12 protein-coding genes are annotated in these 15600 nt (G+C 53.1%); 10 read left to right on the top strand and 2 right to left on the bottom strand.

Annotation, left to right across the window (positions count from 1 at the left end; all coding sequences use genetic code 11):
* Positions 1-228 precede the first annotated feature (228 nt).
* On the top strand, positions 229-846 hold the full coding sequence (locus FJ147_01290; protein MBM4254511.1) for a hypothetical protein: 618 nt from the start codon (positions 229-231) through the stop codon (positions 844-846).
* Positions 847-1449: 603 nt separating this feature from the next.
* Here FJ147_01290 and FJ147_01295 read toward each other — a convergent pair.
* The gene (locus FJ147_01295) at positions 1450-2340 is read right to left on the bottom strand and encodes a hypothetical protein (protein ID MBM4254512.1); all 891 of its coding nucleotides are present in this window, start codon (positions 2338-2340) and stop codon (positions 1450-1452) included.
* A 68-nt stretch (positions 2341-2408) separates the two neighbouring features.
* On the opposite strand from FJ147_01295, the gene FJ147_01300 reads away from it, so the two are divergent.
* On the top strand, positions 2409-2666 hold the full coding sequence (locus tag FJ147_01300; protein ID MBM4254513.1) for a hypothetical protein: 258 nt from the start codon (positions 2409-2411) through the stop codon (positions 2664-2666).
* A 7-nt stretch (positions 2667-2673) separates the two neighbouring features.
* On the opposite strand, the gene rpiA is transcribed toward FJ147_01300, so the two are convergent.
* On the bottom strand, positions 2674-3387 hold the full coding sequence (gene rpiA, locus FJ147_01305) for a ribose-5-phosphate isomerase RpiA (GenBank protein ID MBM4254514.1): 714 nt from the start codon (positions 3385-3387) through the stop codon (positions 2674-2676).
* Between the two features lie 191 nt (positions 3388-3578).
* On the opposite strand from rpiA, the gene FJ147_01310 reads away from it, so the two are divergent.
* The 8 genes from FJ147_01310 to FJ147_01345 all read left to right on the top strand — a co-directional run bounded on the left by FJ147_01310 (position 3579) and on the right by FJ147_01345 (position 15550).
* The gene (locus tag FJ147_01310; protein ID MBM4254515.1) at positions 3579-4565 is read left to right on the top strand and encodes a hypothetical protein; all 987 of its coding nucleotides are present in this window, start codon (positions 3579-3581) and stop codon (positions 4563-4565) included.
* Entirely contained in the window at positions 4565-6280 is a 1716-nt protein-coding gene (locus tag FJ147_01315) for an ATP-binding protein (protein MBM4254516.1), read from the top strand. Before FJ147_01310 ends, FJ147_01315 begins: the two co-directional genes overlap by 1 nt.
* Before the next feature lie 109 nt (positions 6281-6389).
* Complete coding sequence (locus FJ147_01320) at positions 6390-7571, top strand: exonuclease SbcCD subunit D (protein ID MBM4254517.1); 1182 nt, start codon at positions 6390-6392, stop codon at positions 7569-7571.
* A 114-nt stretch (positions 7572-7685) separates the two neighbouring features.
* Positions 7686-10970: an SMC family ATPase gene (locus tag FJ147_01325; protein ID MBM4254518.1), complete on the top strand. Its 3285-nt coding sequence runs from the start codon at positions 7686-7688 to the stop codon at positions 10968-10970.
* 115 nt (positions 10971-11085) lie between these two features.
* The gene (locus FJ147_01330; protein ID MBM4254519.1) at positions 11086-12192 is read left to right on the top strand and encodes a DUF1016 domain-containing protein; all 1107 of its coding nucleotides are present in this window, start codon (positions 11086-11088) and stop codon (positions 12190-12192) included.
* Positions 12189-12965, top strand: coding sequence for a ThuA domain-containing protein (locus FJ147_01335; GenBank protein ID MBM4254520.1), 777 nt, complete (start codon positions 12189-12191; stop codon positions 12963-12965). Before FJ147_01330 ends, FJ147_01335 begins: the two co-directional genes overlap by 4 nt.
* Positions 12966-13017: 52 nt before the next feature.
* The gene (locus FJ147_01340) at positions 13018-13962 is read left to right on the top strand and encodes a hypothetical protein (protein MBM4254521.1); all 945 of its coding nucleotides are present in this window, start codon (positions 13018-13020) and stop codon (positions 13960-13962) included.
* 139 nt (positions 13963-14101) lie between these two features.
* Positions 14102-15550 (top strand): amidase, encoded by a 1449-nt coding sequence (locus tag FJ147_01345; protein ID MBM4254522.1) that lies wholly within the window; start codon positions 14102-14104, stop codon positions 15548-15550.
* Positions 15551-15600 lie beyond the last annotated feature (50 nt).

Genomic DNA, 15600 nt, shown 5'->3' on the forward strand with positions numbered 1-15600 from the left:
ATGCTTAGAGAAGGCCGCGATCCACGTCCGTACCTCCGGTAGTCCAAATTGCATGGCGTGCAGAAATTCTGCCCACGCGCCGTCGATGTCTCCTGACCGATATCGGAAGCTGCCGCGGGAAACATAGAGCCAAACCTCTCACGGAACCCATCTATTATATATAGGAAGAGGCGGTCATTGGTTTCAGCCTACTTTTCTGACAACCTTTACGGAGTTTAGATTTTCACCATGACACGAACATCCCTCTTCGTCCGATTCGTCTTGCTGTTCCTGGCTATTTTGCCTTCGTCGCCTGCCGATGCCGTAACCAGGGACGAAGCCCTTCTCGGCAAGGCGATCACTACGCCAAAGCTCGATACGCCATTCTTTCATACGACGGAGACCTCGTATCACTGGTGGATCGTAGAAGACGACAACGGGCATGTGGAGGACACGACAGACGGCGTGATTGACGCCAACGATCTGCTACGGGTCGAGCACACCGCGAGTTGTGTCTCCAGCCATCAGGGTAAACATCAGATGAACTTTTGTGACGCCATGACAACCCCTAACGGCGTCACACTCGTATTCACGGGTGGACTCCCAGCCTATGCGAGTTCCCTCACGGTTATGATCGACCGGACGCTCCACTACCGCTGTTTATTCTCAGCAACATACCCTGCGCTAACAAACCCGTTGCAGTGGAAGATCCTCAAACAGGAACTTCGCCTCAAATCTCCTGACCTGCGGAGGGGCGCTCGCATCTATGGCTGGTTGTCCGTGACGTTTGCGGAAATCGATACGATCACTCACGAAACCAGGACGTACAAGATCGAGGGATACTTTAAACCTGTCCTTCAACACTAGTACCGTGTCTCATAACTTCGTGAGCAGTTGTAGGGCGTGCGAAGCGCGCCAACTGACTGGCGCGTGGTACGCGCCCTACGATTTCACCGCGAATGAACTTGCGAAACACGGTACTAGGCACCATGAGTAGCCTTCGCCAAGCATGGAAAGGCGCAGGCTTGGTACCAGCGCTAAAACGCTTCTTGTGTCGAAAATAGCAGATGGCAGGATGTTCCTCTCAGACGTTGCTCATTTTTACGTGTCGCGTTTCGAACTGTTCCTGAGAGATGGCTTTTTCGTAAAAGAAGTAGCGCTAGGCATCTGTTGCTAACCACGTGTGAGTAATGATGGTAAAAGTTTTTGGATCACTACTGTGCAGCGGTTTGGCCAGGCCCAGTACGATATGGAGCGCGATGTAGCCGCCAGCACTGAGCAAGAAGGCGCTGATCAGGAAGAAGGCAAAGACTTTAAGCGAACGAAACATAGGGAAACGGCCTGGCGCGCAGGAAGTCTTCGTTTGAAAAACTCACCGTGAGGCCCTTACTCACGAAATGTGAATGCCAGTGTGAGATTTCGCCCCTAACCCCTTGACGCGCCAAACCTGTCTCTCTGAGAATGTCGGTGTTACGACCTTCCACCCACGTGCGTTCCCTGGCTCGCAAACGCATCCTTGCCATGCGCATAGGCAAAAATGTTTTGCCCCGCGTTGCGGTTCACCAACTCACGTCCCCACATGGGATGGAACATGCTACGCACTTCATGCTCAATCGTGCACAGTACGCGCCCTGAATCTGGATCGATAACATCGCGGAAACGATACTGATGATTATCACTTTCTTCGCAGACGAGCCCACGTTCTTTCAAGAAGGAATGTGGACCGGAGAAGTTGGCAATGTACACGGCAATGTGATGGCCATCATAGGCAGGGATCGGCGCGGTGGTCTCACGAAACATCAGTTTTTGTGAACGGCCAACTTGCACACAGGCCACTGCGCCCTGTTTGCCCGGCGTCCAGGTGGTTGGTGCTTGCATGATTTCCTTGTAGAACTGGGCGACACCTAACGCGGAGTTGGGTTCGACCATAAACTCAAGATAGGGAATTCCTAATGTCATATCACCAAATTGCGGACCAGGAGCGTGGACACGAAACTTATTACCCCACGGGCAGGTGATAGCAATGTGACCATTCTCTTCTGCGCAGCAGAACGAGGTGCCGGTAAGCTTGGTCTGTGCGCGTTCCAAGCGACGTTTGAGTCCATCGAGGTCGGGAACGACGAGGCCGATGAGGCCGCGCAGCACTTGTGGTTGCCGAGTAGGAAGATGAAATTGCTGCTCACCGATATTCACCCACATATTCTCTGTCCCCACCATCATGTAGGGGTCGCGGGTGAGCCCGAGGGTTTGAATATAAAATTGTAATGCAATGTTTTGATCTGGAACGGTAACGTTGACGTGCTCCATTGCTAAGATGTTGCCAACATCTTGTGTCGTACGATCATAATTTTTTTCGGCCATGTGTTTTTCCTCCTTTACGGGATGGGCCAAGCTTAGTCCGATTGCGTATGGTTTTGCAAGGTTAGCGTATGGAGTTTTTGTTACCCAGGTATTGCTGTCGTTCTGGCGTATACCTCCATCATGAAGTACAGTCACAAGCTCTGGACAACTGGATACCGATCGGCATTTGGATCAACACTATTGCGTTAATTGCTGCGAGTGTTGCAACGGTCATTTCCTTACGAAGGATTGCTGAAGTCTTGAACCGTGTTGAGGAAACAGCCGCACGTGGAGAGCGAATGACGGCGGAGGTCCTTACGCGGTTAACCAGCTCAACTGCGCAATAGGAAATTGCTACCCGATCCGACGGAAGTGTCGTGTCTCGATCTTGGGAGAGTCGAGTGGCGAACACGCGACGAGCGTCTGATCTGCCATCCCGACAAACAAGCCGTGACCAACAATACCCGGAATCGCATTGAGTTGCTGATTCAGTCGCGCAGCATCGGTAATCGCGTCAAACTTGACATCGAGAATCGGGTGCCCAAGGTCGGACATCACCGGCCCGAGCTTGCCGTTGCTTGAGCGAATTTTCGCTTGCCCACCGAACTCTCGCACTTTTTGCATCACAAACGCGAGAGCTGGAGTAATCACTTCTACTGGGACCGCCGTGCGTGCGCCGAGTACTGAAACCGGCTTACTCTCGTCAGCGACGACAACAAATTGTTTTGCCATAGCGGCAACGAGTTTTTCCATGATGTGGGCGCCGCCACCACCTTTCACCAGGTTTCCTGCAGGATCGATTTCATCGGCCCCATCGACCGTAATATCCACACGTTCCACACCCATAGGGTCGAGGAGCGGTATCCCTGCTTCCTTGGCGAGGAAATGCGATTGAAATGAGGTCGGAACGCCAACGACTTGCAGTCGGCCTGAGCGGACTCTCACTCCCAGTTCTTGAATGAAGTACACAAGCGTCGAGCCCGACCCAAGGCCAACCACTGCGTTATTTGTCACAAGTTCGAGTGCCGCCAAGGCGGCGGCTTTTTTCAGTGCATCTACATCACTCATGTTTTAGCCCCCCATGACCGACATTGTAGCAATGTTTCTGAGCCTCGGCAGAAACACAAGGGCTGGTAGGGGAGCCGGGAGAAGGGCCCTATATCTAGCGTGGGTAGACTAAGTGGTGTAAACAAGGATTCATCGCTTACAGGTCTCGTGTAGACCGTGTGCACGTCTTGTGGTGGAGGGACGATAACGTGATGCGCATTTCTCTAGACCCGTGGGGTGGAGACTATGGTAGCCAGATGACGGCTCCTGGTGAAGTGGACAGCGAGGTGACGACAGCACAAGTGATTGGTAGGCAAGAGGAGGAGGGACCATGGAAACCGCGAACTCCTAACCCGTCGGCTTTGCCTGAAGTGACGACGATCATTGATGGCGTCATGCGGGTTGATGCGCCTGCCGTGGTGAGTGATGAGGATCGGCGTTACCTGGCGATTTTCGGTTCCTATGCGTCTGGTGCGGTGCAAGTGAATCATCGCGTTGCGATTGTTGAGGAGAGCATTAACCGCCTTTTTGTTGTTGGTGGTGGTTATTCTGGAGCTGATGTCCATGTCCAAGCTGGCAATGGGACCAAAACGCCGCTTGTCTACCGTAATATTAGCTCGCCTGAATCAACGCCTGATGATTTGCGGCGAGCTCTGATGACCGAAATGCGGCAAACCGAGATCGACATTGCCCGCAAATTGTCGGGACCAGAACATTTAGTGCTTGCTGATGGTAATCTTACGTTTCTTGCGGATAGCTCATCGATTGTCGGAGTGATTAAAACGATCCAACGGCTCTACCTCACTGGTAAAGATGCGGTGATTCTTGAAAAGCTCAAACCTGGTGACCGCACTCCCCTCTTCCGTTTCTCTGGCAGTAGTAAGAATCGCAGCTTTGAGGTGTATACCTGTTACTTACGCTTGGCTGAACCACGACCGATTGAGCATCACTATGCCGGGCTGGTGCGGCTAGAAGTAAAGGTGGGACTTGGCGTGCAAAACGCAGTGGAGCTGCTCGATCAAGCGGCGGTGAAAGTTGTGGCGCTGGCTTCTCGCGCTCCGAAAGATCCGCGTGCACCGCAGAATTTGATTCCAGTTGGCGGGCTCGAACGACAGTTGCGTCACAAGTTGGGTGACCCACAATTAGTGCGTCGTGGTATCGAACGCGAGTTGCTCGACCGACGCAATAGGGAGGCATAATGGGCAGAGTGATCGGCACGCAGGACGCTACACCACTCGAATTCTGGGTGTGGTTGGATGAGACCGAACCGGTGCAGCAGGACGAGATGATCGTGGTCGAGACCGATACGCCGGTTGGGCCGATCAAGTTGTTCGGTATGGTCGACATTATCCGTGCGCGCCATCAAGGGTCAACGTTTGATTCTGATGTCGTCGAAGCCGAACGCGGACTACCGGTTGAACTCTCGATTGCTGCGCATGTGCGAGTGACACGCATTGACCCTGAATATTACTATCCGCCTCGCCCGGGTGATCAGGTCCGTGTTGTCAGTGGCGAGGAATATGCCAAAGCGCTGTTCATGGACAAGATGGAGCGTAAGTTCCCACTTGGGCTAGCGCTCTCACGAAAAGAAGTGGTGTACGGCAATCTCGACTTTCTCAATGGCCGCAAAGGCGCGCATATCAATATCAGCGGTGTCTCTGGTATTGCCACCAAGACGACCTACACGACCTTTCTTCTGCACAGTTTGTTAAATTGTGGCGCATTGAGCGATCCGGCCAATACCCATGCGATTATCTTCAATGTGAAGGGCGAAGACCTGCTGTTCCTCGATAAGAAGAACAACCAGTTAAGTCCTGGTGATATCGCCGAATACGAAATGATGGAACTGCCGGCTGAGGCGTTTGATTCGGTGCAGTTCTATGTCCCGCCCGTGGACAATGGCAATGGCCCGATTCAGCCGCGCGTTGGAGCGCGTAAAGCCGATGAAGTGACGCCATATTTCTGGACCGTACGCAGTTTCTGCCGCGATCATTTGCTACGCTACTTGTTTACCGATGCGAGCGAAGATTCTTCGCTACTCTCGACCTTAGTGTATCAAGTAGAGCGTCGTTTAAGTGAGGCAGCGGAAGAAGCGGAGAAAACCGATCCGAACGGTGCAAGCGTCTTTCTGCAACTTAGGAAAAGGAAGAGTGGAAAAGGGGAAGAGGACGGCGAGGAAAGTGCAGTTGAACCACCACAAGAGATTCGTGACTTCCGTTCGTTAATTGGTGCCATTGAAGCAATTGCGTCCTCAACGAACCAAGCCTCCGGTACCATTGGCGCCTTTATGCGGCGCCTCTATGGCACTGAAGAGAAAATGTCGTCGATCATTCGTGATCCGAGTGATGCTGATCCCCAGCGGCACATGATCAACTGGCGTGCGAAGCAGGTGACAGTGGTCAGTCTCACCGGACTCTACGAAGTTGGTAAAGGCTTTGTGGTGGGATCAGTTCTGCAACAGATTCAAGAAGAGAAAGAGGCCACAGGTTCGGCTGAGCCACTGTGCTTCATTGTTGTTGATGAATTGAACCGTTACGCCCCGCGTGATGGCTGGTCACCGATTCGTGAGCGCTTGCTGGAAATCGCCGAACGTGGACGTTCCAGCGGCACGATTTTGATTGGCGCGCAGCAAACTGCGTCAGAAGTTGAACGTCGGATTGTTGCTAACCCAGCATTTCGTATCGTTGGTCGACTAGACGCAGCAGAGGCGGAACGCGCGGAATACGGCTTCCTGCCGCCAACACTGCGGCAGAGAGCGAAGATTCTCACTTCGGGCCGCATGATTGTGTCACAGCCTGATATTCCGACGCCGGTGCCGGTCTGTTTTCCAATGCCAGCTTGGGCGACGCGAGCGGAAGAAGTCGAGATGCCACCACCGAATTTGAAGTTGGCTAAAGTGAGAAGGAGTTCATGAACATCGCTCGGTCTGATTGTTCTTTTGCTGTAGAGTTCTTCTTGAGTCCCCCTCACCCTAGCCCTCTCCCCCGAGGGGAGAGGGGACTTTATTGCCAAGGTGTGGATGTATGAAATTCCTTCACACCTCCGACTGGCATGTTGGCCGCACGATTCGCAACCGCTCGCGCATTGACGAACATCAGGCCGTTTTTGCTGAGATTGTCGACATTGCCAAACGCGAGCAGGTTGATGCGGTGCTCATTACTGGCGATGTCTTTCACGAACGTCGCCCACCGCTTGAAGCCGAAGAATTAGTAGCGCAGACCCTTGCTGATTTTGCTCGGGCGCAAATTCCGTCAGTAATGATCCCTGGTAATCATGACGACCCGTATCGCTTACGGACGCTCAAGCCATTGGGTGATCTCGTGCAAGTCCATGTCGTGGCTGACTTTGGCGAAGATCTTTCTTCACTCATTGTGCCGATCCCGTCGCGGGAGGGAAAAGAAAAAGCCTTAGTGGGCTGTCTACCGTATTTGTCGCCGCATGCAGTCTTAACTGCAGCCGAAGGTGCCGGCGCGTCAGAAGATGTCCGCCTTGCGACGTATCAGAGCAAAGTACAGGACTACTTTCGGGCACTCGAAGAAGCAATGAAGCGACAGGATCGGAACGCTGTGACAGTGATGCTTGCGCACGCTCATCTCTCTGAATGTGAGTTCGGTGGCGGTGAATGGCGATCAAGTGTCTATCCGATCAGCTCGACGTTTCTGCCTGCCCATGTGCAATATGTCGCGCTCGGGCACATGCATAAACCGCAGGTGATTCCCGGCGCGAAATCGCAAGCGCGTTATGCAGGCTCAATTTTGCAAATGGATTTCGGCGAACGTGATGACAAAAAGAGCGTGTGTCTCATCGAAGCTCATCCCAATAAGCCAGCGATGGTTACGCCCATCGAATTAAGCGCCGGGAAGTGGCTCTTACGCCGCACAGGGAGTGCTGAGGAGATCCTTTCCCAAGCAAGTGAGTTTACTGATGCATGGGTAGAGGTTGTCTTGCAAGCTGATAAACGTGCCTTCGAGCTAGCCGAGCAGGTGCGGACCTTACCTGGTGTGATCGCCATGCGCTTTGAGGAAGTTGAAACCCAGAATCGGGGAATCGGGGAATCGGCGAATCGGAGCAATGGGGATCGTCCTGCACGTGAGTTATTCACCGACTATTACCGCACCAAACGCAAGAATGATCCTGACCCTCAGTTGCTAGCATTGTTTGATCGATTGTATCAGGAAGCAAGCACGGCAAAGGATGAGACATAAAAAAGGGGTTGGGGGTTAGGGGTTGGGGACTGGTCCCTTCCCCACAAGCCCCTAGTCTCTAGCCCCAAGTCTCAATTCTCCAAATCCCGACCCCTAATCCCCAACCCCCAAGTTATGCGACCACAAAAACTCACACTCAAAAACTTTATGCCCTTTCGTGCTGCCAGTGGTGAAGCGCACGAAGTCGATTTTTCTAACCTTGACCTTTTTGCCATTACTGGTCCGATGGCGAGCGGGAAGTCGTCATTGATAGATGCGATTGTCTGGTGTCTCTACGGACGCACAGCCCGCTATGGCGCGGATTCCAAAGGGGTCGTTTCCGCTGGTGAAACGCTCTGTGAGGTGTCATTTGATTTTACTGTCGGCGATCGCTGGTTTCGAGCTGTGCGTCGTACTGGAAAAACTACAGAGTCTGGGTTGAGCGAACGCGAAGGCGAAGAATGGATTCAAGATGCCTCAGGCTCTGAACGCCTTACGGGCCGTATTGAGGAGCTGTTAGGGCTCGACTTCGATGGCTTTACCAAGACGGTGATTCTGCCGCAGGGGCGCTATGCGGAGTTTCTCAGCAGCAAACCAAGTGATCGCCGTGAATTACTAGCGAGCATTCTTGAACTCGGTGTGTATGCTCGTGTGTCCGAACGCGCACGTGAGGTTGCAGGGCAAGCCAAAGCTCGGGCAGATGCCCTACGTGAAACCCTCTCGCAGTATGCAGGTGTGAGCCAAGAACGAGTTGAACAACACCGCCAAGAACTTGCGACACTTGAGCAGCAACTGACTGAAACGACCAGTCGGGAAGCGGTTTTTCAAACATTGATGCAACGCGTTGATACTCTGATGACACTTGTTCGTCGTCAGACGGAGTTGCACGCCGAAGCGCAAACACGAACGAATGAGAAGGAGCGAGCAACGCAAACTCTTGTAGCGGAGGAGACAGAACTTCAGTCGCTCGCTCAGAGACTCGCGCAAATCGCTACAGACCGCGATGCGCTTGGGTATGACGCTACTCGCCATGACGTGCTTCGACGCGCAGTCGGACATTTGCGAGAGTACCATACGGCACAACTCGAAACTGAGCGTAAACAACAAGAGTTGTCGCTCCTCCAGCGAGATATTGAGGCGCTTGTTCAGCGGCTTGCAACTCAAGCACAAGAAGTGGCCGCCAGAGAACAAGAGCGACTTGCCCATGCTGCTACGCTACAAGCTGAGATTGCCCAGAGCGGTGATATTGCGGCTCTGACCGAAAAGTTGTCCCAGGCGAAGCGATGGAAAGAGTTGCACCACGAGCAGCAACGATTGCAGGAACAAGAGAAAAAGCAGAATGAAAAATTGCTGCAAGTTCAGCAGGCACTCGCAACTCATCGTCAACAAGAAGAAACAAAAGACCAGGAACTTCGGACCTTGCAGCAGCAACGCGAGCGCTTGCGAGAAGAAGAACAAGAAAAGGCACGTTTAGAAGACGAAGCGAACGTACTGGGAAAAGCGTTACAAGAAGCGGTCCGCGAAGAGAAACGACTTGTGAAGGAATGTGAGGACGCGCGTGCTGCAGCAGTAGTCACAGAGCAAGAACTGCAGCAGCAGCACAGTGCCCTTGCACAAGCGGAACAGCGAGAAAAAAACGCAGTGCGTGACTTGGAGGAAACCCGCCGCCGCTATGAAGTCGAGCATTTGCGCGCCTCGTTGCATGTTGGTGAGGCGTGCCCGGTGTGTGAAGTCACAGTTCAACGAGTACCGGAAATATCCGAGTTAGCAATGGGTGATCTCGGGACCCTACAACGCTCAGTGGAGACCACCAAGGCTGCAGCACAGAGCGTACGTCAAGCACTGCAAAAATCTCACGCGACTGTCGCAGCCGCAGTCACCAAGACAGAGTCGATTGAACGAGAGCTTGCTATACGTGTACAGAAGCGCCAGGAAACGCAGGAAGGGTTTGTGAGTCGTTTCCCAGGATTTGCATCCCTAGCGACTGCGCTCGCTAGCGTACAGCAACAACGGCAAACTCTTGTCGCCGCAGTCAAAGAGGCCGAAGGAAAGGCGCAAACTGCGGAGAAAGAGAAACTAGCGCTGACCCGGCAACGAGAACAGGGACAGAAGGAAGAAGCGGCTCTGCAGGAGGCTCTACGTAGTCTGACAGTTCAGCTGGAGACGAACAACGCTCAGATTGCCGAATTGGCTCAGACCCTCGCTGCATTCCTAAAGACTGGCGATGATCCAGAGTCCACATTAACTGCGCGGCGGCAACGGCTTGTTCAGATCGAACAACAAGTGGAAACGACAGAGCAACAACAACGTGCACTTGAATCGGCTCTGGCGGCAGAACAGACCAAGAAAGTCCAGCAAGAAGGAACTGCGGGTATTCTGGTCTCTCAAAGAGACGCCGCTACACAGCATGCTCTTCGTGAAGCGCATGCCGTGCGCGACAATCTCAACCTTGCTGCCGACGCAATTTTACCCGAACTTACTACGCTTGAGAGCGAGCTGGTGACACTAACCGAGAAACAGCAACGGCATGCGGCTTTCTTGCAGCAAGAGAAAACACTACAAGATGAACAAGGAAAACAGGACCGATCCGTGGCGGGCCTCCGAGCGGATTTGCACGCCCGTGAGCGAGCGGTAGCAGAAACGCAACAGGGTGTGACGAAATGTGAGCAAGAACTAAGTCGGTCGCGCCAAGACCTACGGAAAGAAGTAGCAAAAGCCGGGCTGTCCGATATTGGTGAAGATGGGCAAGGGTTGAAAGAACAGTTCGCGAGTATTCATGCGCAGGAGATTTCCATTCGTGAGCGTCGCAGTCGGCTGGAAGCTGAAGTTGCAGAACTCGAACGGCGATGTGCGGAAAAGGGCCAAGAGGAAGAAAAACTGCGCGCCGCCGACACCGAAGGACGGTTAGCGACTGATCTACACAAGTTGTTGGGATCCGAGTTCACCGATTTTCTCTCGCAGGAAGCCGTGGAAGCGCTGATGCGCGATGCGACATTGCATTTGCAGCGCCTCACACACGGTCGCTATTCCTTCGATATTGCCTATAAACGCCGAGCGATTGAACTGCTCATTGTTGATCATGAAGACAACAAACGCGAGCGACCGACCCACTCACTGTCAGGAGGTGAAACGTTCCTCGCCTCATTAGCCATTGCCCTTGCTCTCTCGCAAGGCTTCCGTGAACTTGCCACAGGCAAAGCCGCTCGTACCTCGACCGAATGTCTCATTCTCGATGAAGGTTTCGGTACGTTAGACCGTGAAGGCGTACAGCTTGTGACCGAAACGCTACAAGAGTTGCGTGGCGAGGAAGGGCGCATGGTTGGGATCATTACCCACGTCGAAGAAGTCGCTGCCGCTATGCCGATGCGTATCGAAGTGAAGAAGGGAAGTCGCAGTAGCGTGATTAATGTGACAGGGTAACCCTTGCGTGCCGTTAGTCTTTCCAGATCTCGAAATTGTCCAAGCGCTGACTGGACAATGAGAGCTGGGCGAGTTGCTGTAGACAAGTAGGGTTAAGGGAAACGGAGAGGATGTCATGAAGAAGCGGCAAGGCTCTTCCTCGCGTAAGGTTACCTCAACTTCGCTTGCCGTCTCATTTGCTGAAGTTGTTGATCTTATCCAGCAGGCCCGCCAACGTGCCTTTCGTGCCGTCAATACTGAGTTGATTGATTTGTACTGGCAGGTAGGCGAGTACATTAGCCAGCGAATTGATGTTGATGGATGGGGAAAATCCACCATTTCATCTCTTGCTGCCTACATACGGTCAGCTCATCTTAACTTGCGTGGGTTTTCCCCTCAAAACCTTTGGCGGATGCGCCAATTTTATGAGACCTATCGCGACGAGCCAAAACTCTCGCCACTGGTGAGAGAATTACCGTGGACGCACAATTTGCTTATTCTGAGTCGTGCCAAACGCCCCGAGGAGCGTGAGTTTTACCTTCACTTAACTCAGCGTGAACGATGGGGAAAACGTGAACTCGAGCGTCAGCTCCAGAGCGCTTTGTTCGAGCGCACTATTCTAAACCCGCCAAAAGCTGCGGCTGCACTACGAAACTCTCATCCGGAAGCAGTGGATGTCTTTAAAGATGCCTACGTTGTTGAGTTTCTCCAGTTGCCTCAAGATCACTCCGAGGCCGATCTGCACCGCAGCCTCATAGCTAAATTGAAGGATTTCCTCATCGAACTAGGCCGGGATTTCTGCTTTGTTGGTTCCGAATATCCCGTCCAAGTCGGCGGACGAGATTTTTCTCTGGACCTTCTCTTCTTCCATCGAGGTTTGAACAGCCTGGTAGCTATTGAATTAAAAGTGAATCGGTTTGAACCTGAGCATCTTGGCAAGTTAGAGTTCTACCTTGAAGCCTTGGATCGCGATGTGCGCAAACCTCACGAGCGCCCGTCTATTGGGGTGCTCCTGTGCGCCACCAAGGACAACGAGGTTGTCGAATACGCTCTCAGTCGCTCTCTATCGCCTACACTCATTGCCGAGTATCAAACTCAACTGCCTGACAAAAAGCTGCTCCAGAGCAAACTTCATGAGTTCTATCAACTTGCCCAGTCGCCTGAAGAGCCCCCAGCGAAACAGCGTTCACAAAGAAGCGGGACATCTCCTCGTAAAAAGGGAAGGAAGAGAGATAAGTCATGACCACCAACAATCGCATTGATGTCTATCTGATCTGTAACGCCAGATTTCACGACACCAATTTCGCTCGCTTAGAGTTACTGAAGCTCTTGGCTGAGCACGAAGATGTGATGGTGAGAGTTGGGGAGGATTATCGCGACCTCGACGCTATCAACCAATCTCAGCTCTTAGTGACATACACATGTAATGTCGCTCCGGCACCCGAGCAACAGGAAGGGCTGAAGCAGTTTCTGACCAACGGCAAGCGTTGGTTTGCGCTACACGCTACCAATGCCTTAGTCGAGTTTGTCGGTCCAGAACGGAAAGTTGGCGATATTACCATCCCTGGTGCCGCCGATACGCCGGACAGAGCTCCGAAGTTCATGGAGTTGCTTGGCAGTCGTTTCATTGCCCATCCGCCACAACAAAACTTTCATGTGACGGTGTCAGACCCGATGCATCCGCTGGTACGCGGCATTCAAGCGTTCGACGTGTACGACGAGCCGTACTACTGCGAGTATTTCGGAAAAGTTCACACCTTATTGGAGTCGCGTTACACAACCAAAGCGACGGGCTACGTACGAGAAGACTGGGACAAAGACGAGTCACGACCACAGTTCTATCTCCATCCGTATGGCGCAGGTGAGGTATTGTACCTGACACTCGGCCACTGTCGCGGCAAGTACGACATGCAACCGATCATGCCCGTGTGTTCGGTTGAACGCTGTGCGTGGGAGTTACCAGTTTACTATGAGTTACTGCGTCGTGGCATTCGCTGGGGGATTGGGTCATTGTAGTTGCAATTAACACGCATTGCGTGTTGAATCTCTCAGCCAAAAGGGTTGGAGGATGATTATGCTCGGGAATGGCTTGGCGTATGTGGCGTTCGTTGTGACGGATGTTGAAGCAACAGCGGCGACCCTTGTTCGTGACTTTGATCTCCATCGCACTGACTGCACTGTAGGTGATAGTCAACGTACAGCACCCGTTCTCAGTGTTGGTGAGAGTGCGTTTGCCCTGTTTGCTCCTGATGATCCGTTTCTCGGTGGTCCGGCGAAGGCTGGAGTGCATCATATTGCCTTGCAGGTAGATGACTTCCCGGCGGCAACAGCGTTCGTGGCCTCAAAAGGACTCTCTGATACGACTACGCCTCAAGTAGGACTCGGAGGCACCCGTCGGTTGTTACTGCATGCACCTGCAACCGCCCATGTCCTGACCTATCTGTCTGAGCCGCTCCACGTGCAACCCTCACCTGCTGGATGGGTGGAGCGTATCGACCATATTGGCATCGCTAGTAGTGACAATACGACTGCGATTGATGTGTTCTCTCATCGTCTGGGGTACGCACTCGAAAGTACACAAACTGATATGGAGGTCCAACTCGCAGTCGAGAGCTTTACCTCAGATAAGTATGGTGTTGTCTATCATACGCGACCGGCACAGCCGATCGGTGGAGTGCGCGTTGCCTTCATTACCGTTGGTGATTGTGAACTGGAATTTTTGCAAGACCTCGATCCGCAGCTCAGTGTGCAAATCCAACACGGACAGGCTGGCAACACCAAACAAGATCGTAGCGCAATTGCTCGCTTTATTGCGACACGTGGGCCGGGACTGCATCATGTCGCACTCAAGGTGAAAAATATTAGTCAAGCGCTAGAGACTCTCGCTCAGGCTGGACATACGCTCATTGATACAGTTGGACGGCCAGGTTCACGTCGGTCTCACATCGCTTTTATCCATCCCAAAAATCTGCATGGCATGTTGATTCACTTGGTCGAACGGCCAGTGGGGTAACCGGTGCCGGAAACGCTTGGCTTATTCCGGCCTACATCTATAAACTTCCTTTGAGGACAAAGCGTGCTCAGTAGCCACTGGTGCACTGTGCGCGTGTTTCTGCTACGAGAGAGAGCAATTCATCAAAGGAGGGAAAGCGATGGCTGATGAACTTGCTGCTCTCGATGCAATGGCGCAGGCTGATCTGGTACGTCGTGGTGAACTGAAACCCATCGAACTCGTCGATCGGGCGATTGCACGAGTCGAAAAGCTGAATCCGCAACTGAATGCCGTCATTACCCCACTCTTTGAAAAGGCCCGGTTACAAGCAAACGCGCCGACCCTTGCCACTGGCCCGTTTCGTGGCGTGCCGTTTCTCTTGAAAGACCTTGGCTGTCATTCCGCTGGTGATCCGTACCATGAGGGCTGTCGCTTTGCCAAAAATGCGGGCTGGGTGGAAAAAGAAGATACCTATATGGCAGCGAAGTTACGTGCGGCTGGGTTCATCTTCTTGGGAAAAACCAATACCCCGGAATTTGGTACATTACCGACCACTGAACCTGTAGCATACGGCCCAAGTAGAAACCCATGGGATCCTACACGTTCAACTGGTGGTTCCAGTGGTGGCTCAGCCGGTGCGGTGGCGTCTGGGATGGTTCCTGTCGCGCACGCTAACGATGGCGGTGGCTCGATTCGTATCCCTGCGAGTGAGTGTGGCCTTGTTGGACTCAAACCGTCGCGTGGTCGTTTGTCGTGGGGACCGGACTATGGTGAGCTGTGGGCTGGGTTGGCCGTCGAACATGTAGTGAGTCGATCTGTTCGTGACTCGGCAGCGATCCTTGATATTGTTGCTGGAGCCATGCCGGGTGATCCCTATTTTGCGCCACCGCCAGCCCGACCATTTTTGCAGGAAGTTGGTGCTGAGCTGGGAAAATTACGCATCGGGCTAATGACGACGGCAGCAGGCGGCGCTATTAAGGTCCACCCTGATTGTGTCGCTGCAGTGACAGAGACGGCTCGCCTGCTGGAATCCCTCGGCCATCATGTTGAAGAGTCCTACCCCAAAACCCTTGACAATAATCACGAACGGTTTGCGCATGTGTGGACCTTGGTCGCGAGTTCGGTAGCCGCAGTTGTTGAAGGGTGGAGTAAGCGGGTCGGGCGACCAGTAACCGCTGATGATCTTGAGCTGCATAACTGGACGATTGCGGAGATTGGGCGGACGAAAACTGCGGCACAGTATGTTGAAGCCGTGACCTGGCTGCAAGCGGATACTCGACGCATCGTGGCGTGGTGGAACGAAGGATTTGATCTCCTTCTCACTCCTACATTGGCTGAACCACCTCCACCGCTTGGGCAGTTTGTTTCGACACGGAGTGATCCCCTAGCAGCTGCGCGAAGAACTGAGACGATTATTCCCTTTACTCCAGCGTTTAATCAGACCGGACAGCCCGCGATCTCTTTACCGTTACATTGGAGTAAAGAAGGACTACCGATAGGTGTCCATCTGGTGGCTGCGTATGGACGTGAGGATTTACTGATTCGTATCGCCGCACAACTTGAGCAAGCCAAACCGTGGGCAAATAAACGACCGGCGGTGCATGCATGAGCGCGACAGAACAGCGGCGAGACCAATCGCCACTTGTCGATGAACACCCT

The organism is Deltaproteobacteria bacterium (assembly GCA_016874775.1).
In the GTDB taxonomy this organism is placed as follows: Bacteria; Desulfobacterota; Binatia; order Bin18; family Bin18; genus VGTJ01.

What these genes read in the sequence shown, in the direction of transcription:
- FJ147_01290 (MBM4254511.1), top strand. Translation starts at nt 229, where the DNA reads ATGACACGAACATCCCTCTTCGTCCGATTCGTCTTGCTGTTCCTGGCT.
- FJ147_01295 (MBM4254512.1), bottom strand. Translation starts at nt 2,340, where the DNA reads ATGGCCGAAAAAAATTATGATCGTACGACACAAGATGTTGGCAACATC.
- FJ147_01300 (MBM4254513.1), top strand. Translation starts at nt 2,409, where the DNA reads ATGGAGTTTTTGTTACCCAGGTATTGCTGTCGTTCTGGCGTATACCTC.
- rpiA (MBM4254514.1), bottom strand. Translation starts at nt 3,387, where the DNA reads ATGAGTGATGTAGATGCACTGAAAAAAGCCGCCGCCTTGGCGGCACTC.
- FJ147_01310 (MBM4254515.1), top strand. Translation starts at nt 3,579, where the DNA reads ATGCGCATTTCTCTAGACCCGTGGGGTGGAGACTATGGTAGCCAGATG.
- FJ147_01315 (MBM4254516.1), top strand. Translation starts at nt 4,565, where the DNA reads ATGGGCAGAGTGATCGGCACGCAGGACGCTACACCACTCGAATTCTGG.
- FJ147_01320 (MBM4254517.1), top strand. Translation starts at nt 6,390, where the DNA reads ATGAAATTCCTTCACACCTCCGACTGGCATGTTGGCCGCACGATTCGC.
- FJ147_01325 (MBM4254518.1), top strand. Translation starts at nt 7,686, where the DNA reads ATGCGACCACAAAAACTCACACTCAAAAACTTTATGCCCTTTCGTGCT.
- FJ147_01330 (MBM4254519.1), top strand. Translation starts at nt 11,086, where the DNA reads ATGAAGAAGCGGCAAGGCTCTTCCTCGCGTAAGGTTACCTCAACTTCG.
- FJ147_01335 (MBM4254520.1), top strand. Translation starts at nt 12,189, where the DNA reads ATGACCACCAACAATCGCATTGATGTCTATCTGATCTGTAACGCCAGA.
- FJ147_01340 (MBM4254521.1), top strand. Translation starts at nt 13,018, where the DNA reads ATGATTATGCTCGGGAATGGCTTGGCGTATGTGGCGTTCGTTGTGACG.
- FJ147_01345 (MBM4254522.1), top strand. Translation starts at nt 14,102, where the DNA reads ATGGCTGATGAACTTGCTGCTCTCGATGCAATGGCGCAGGCTGATCTG.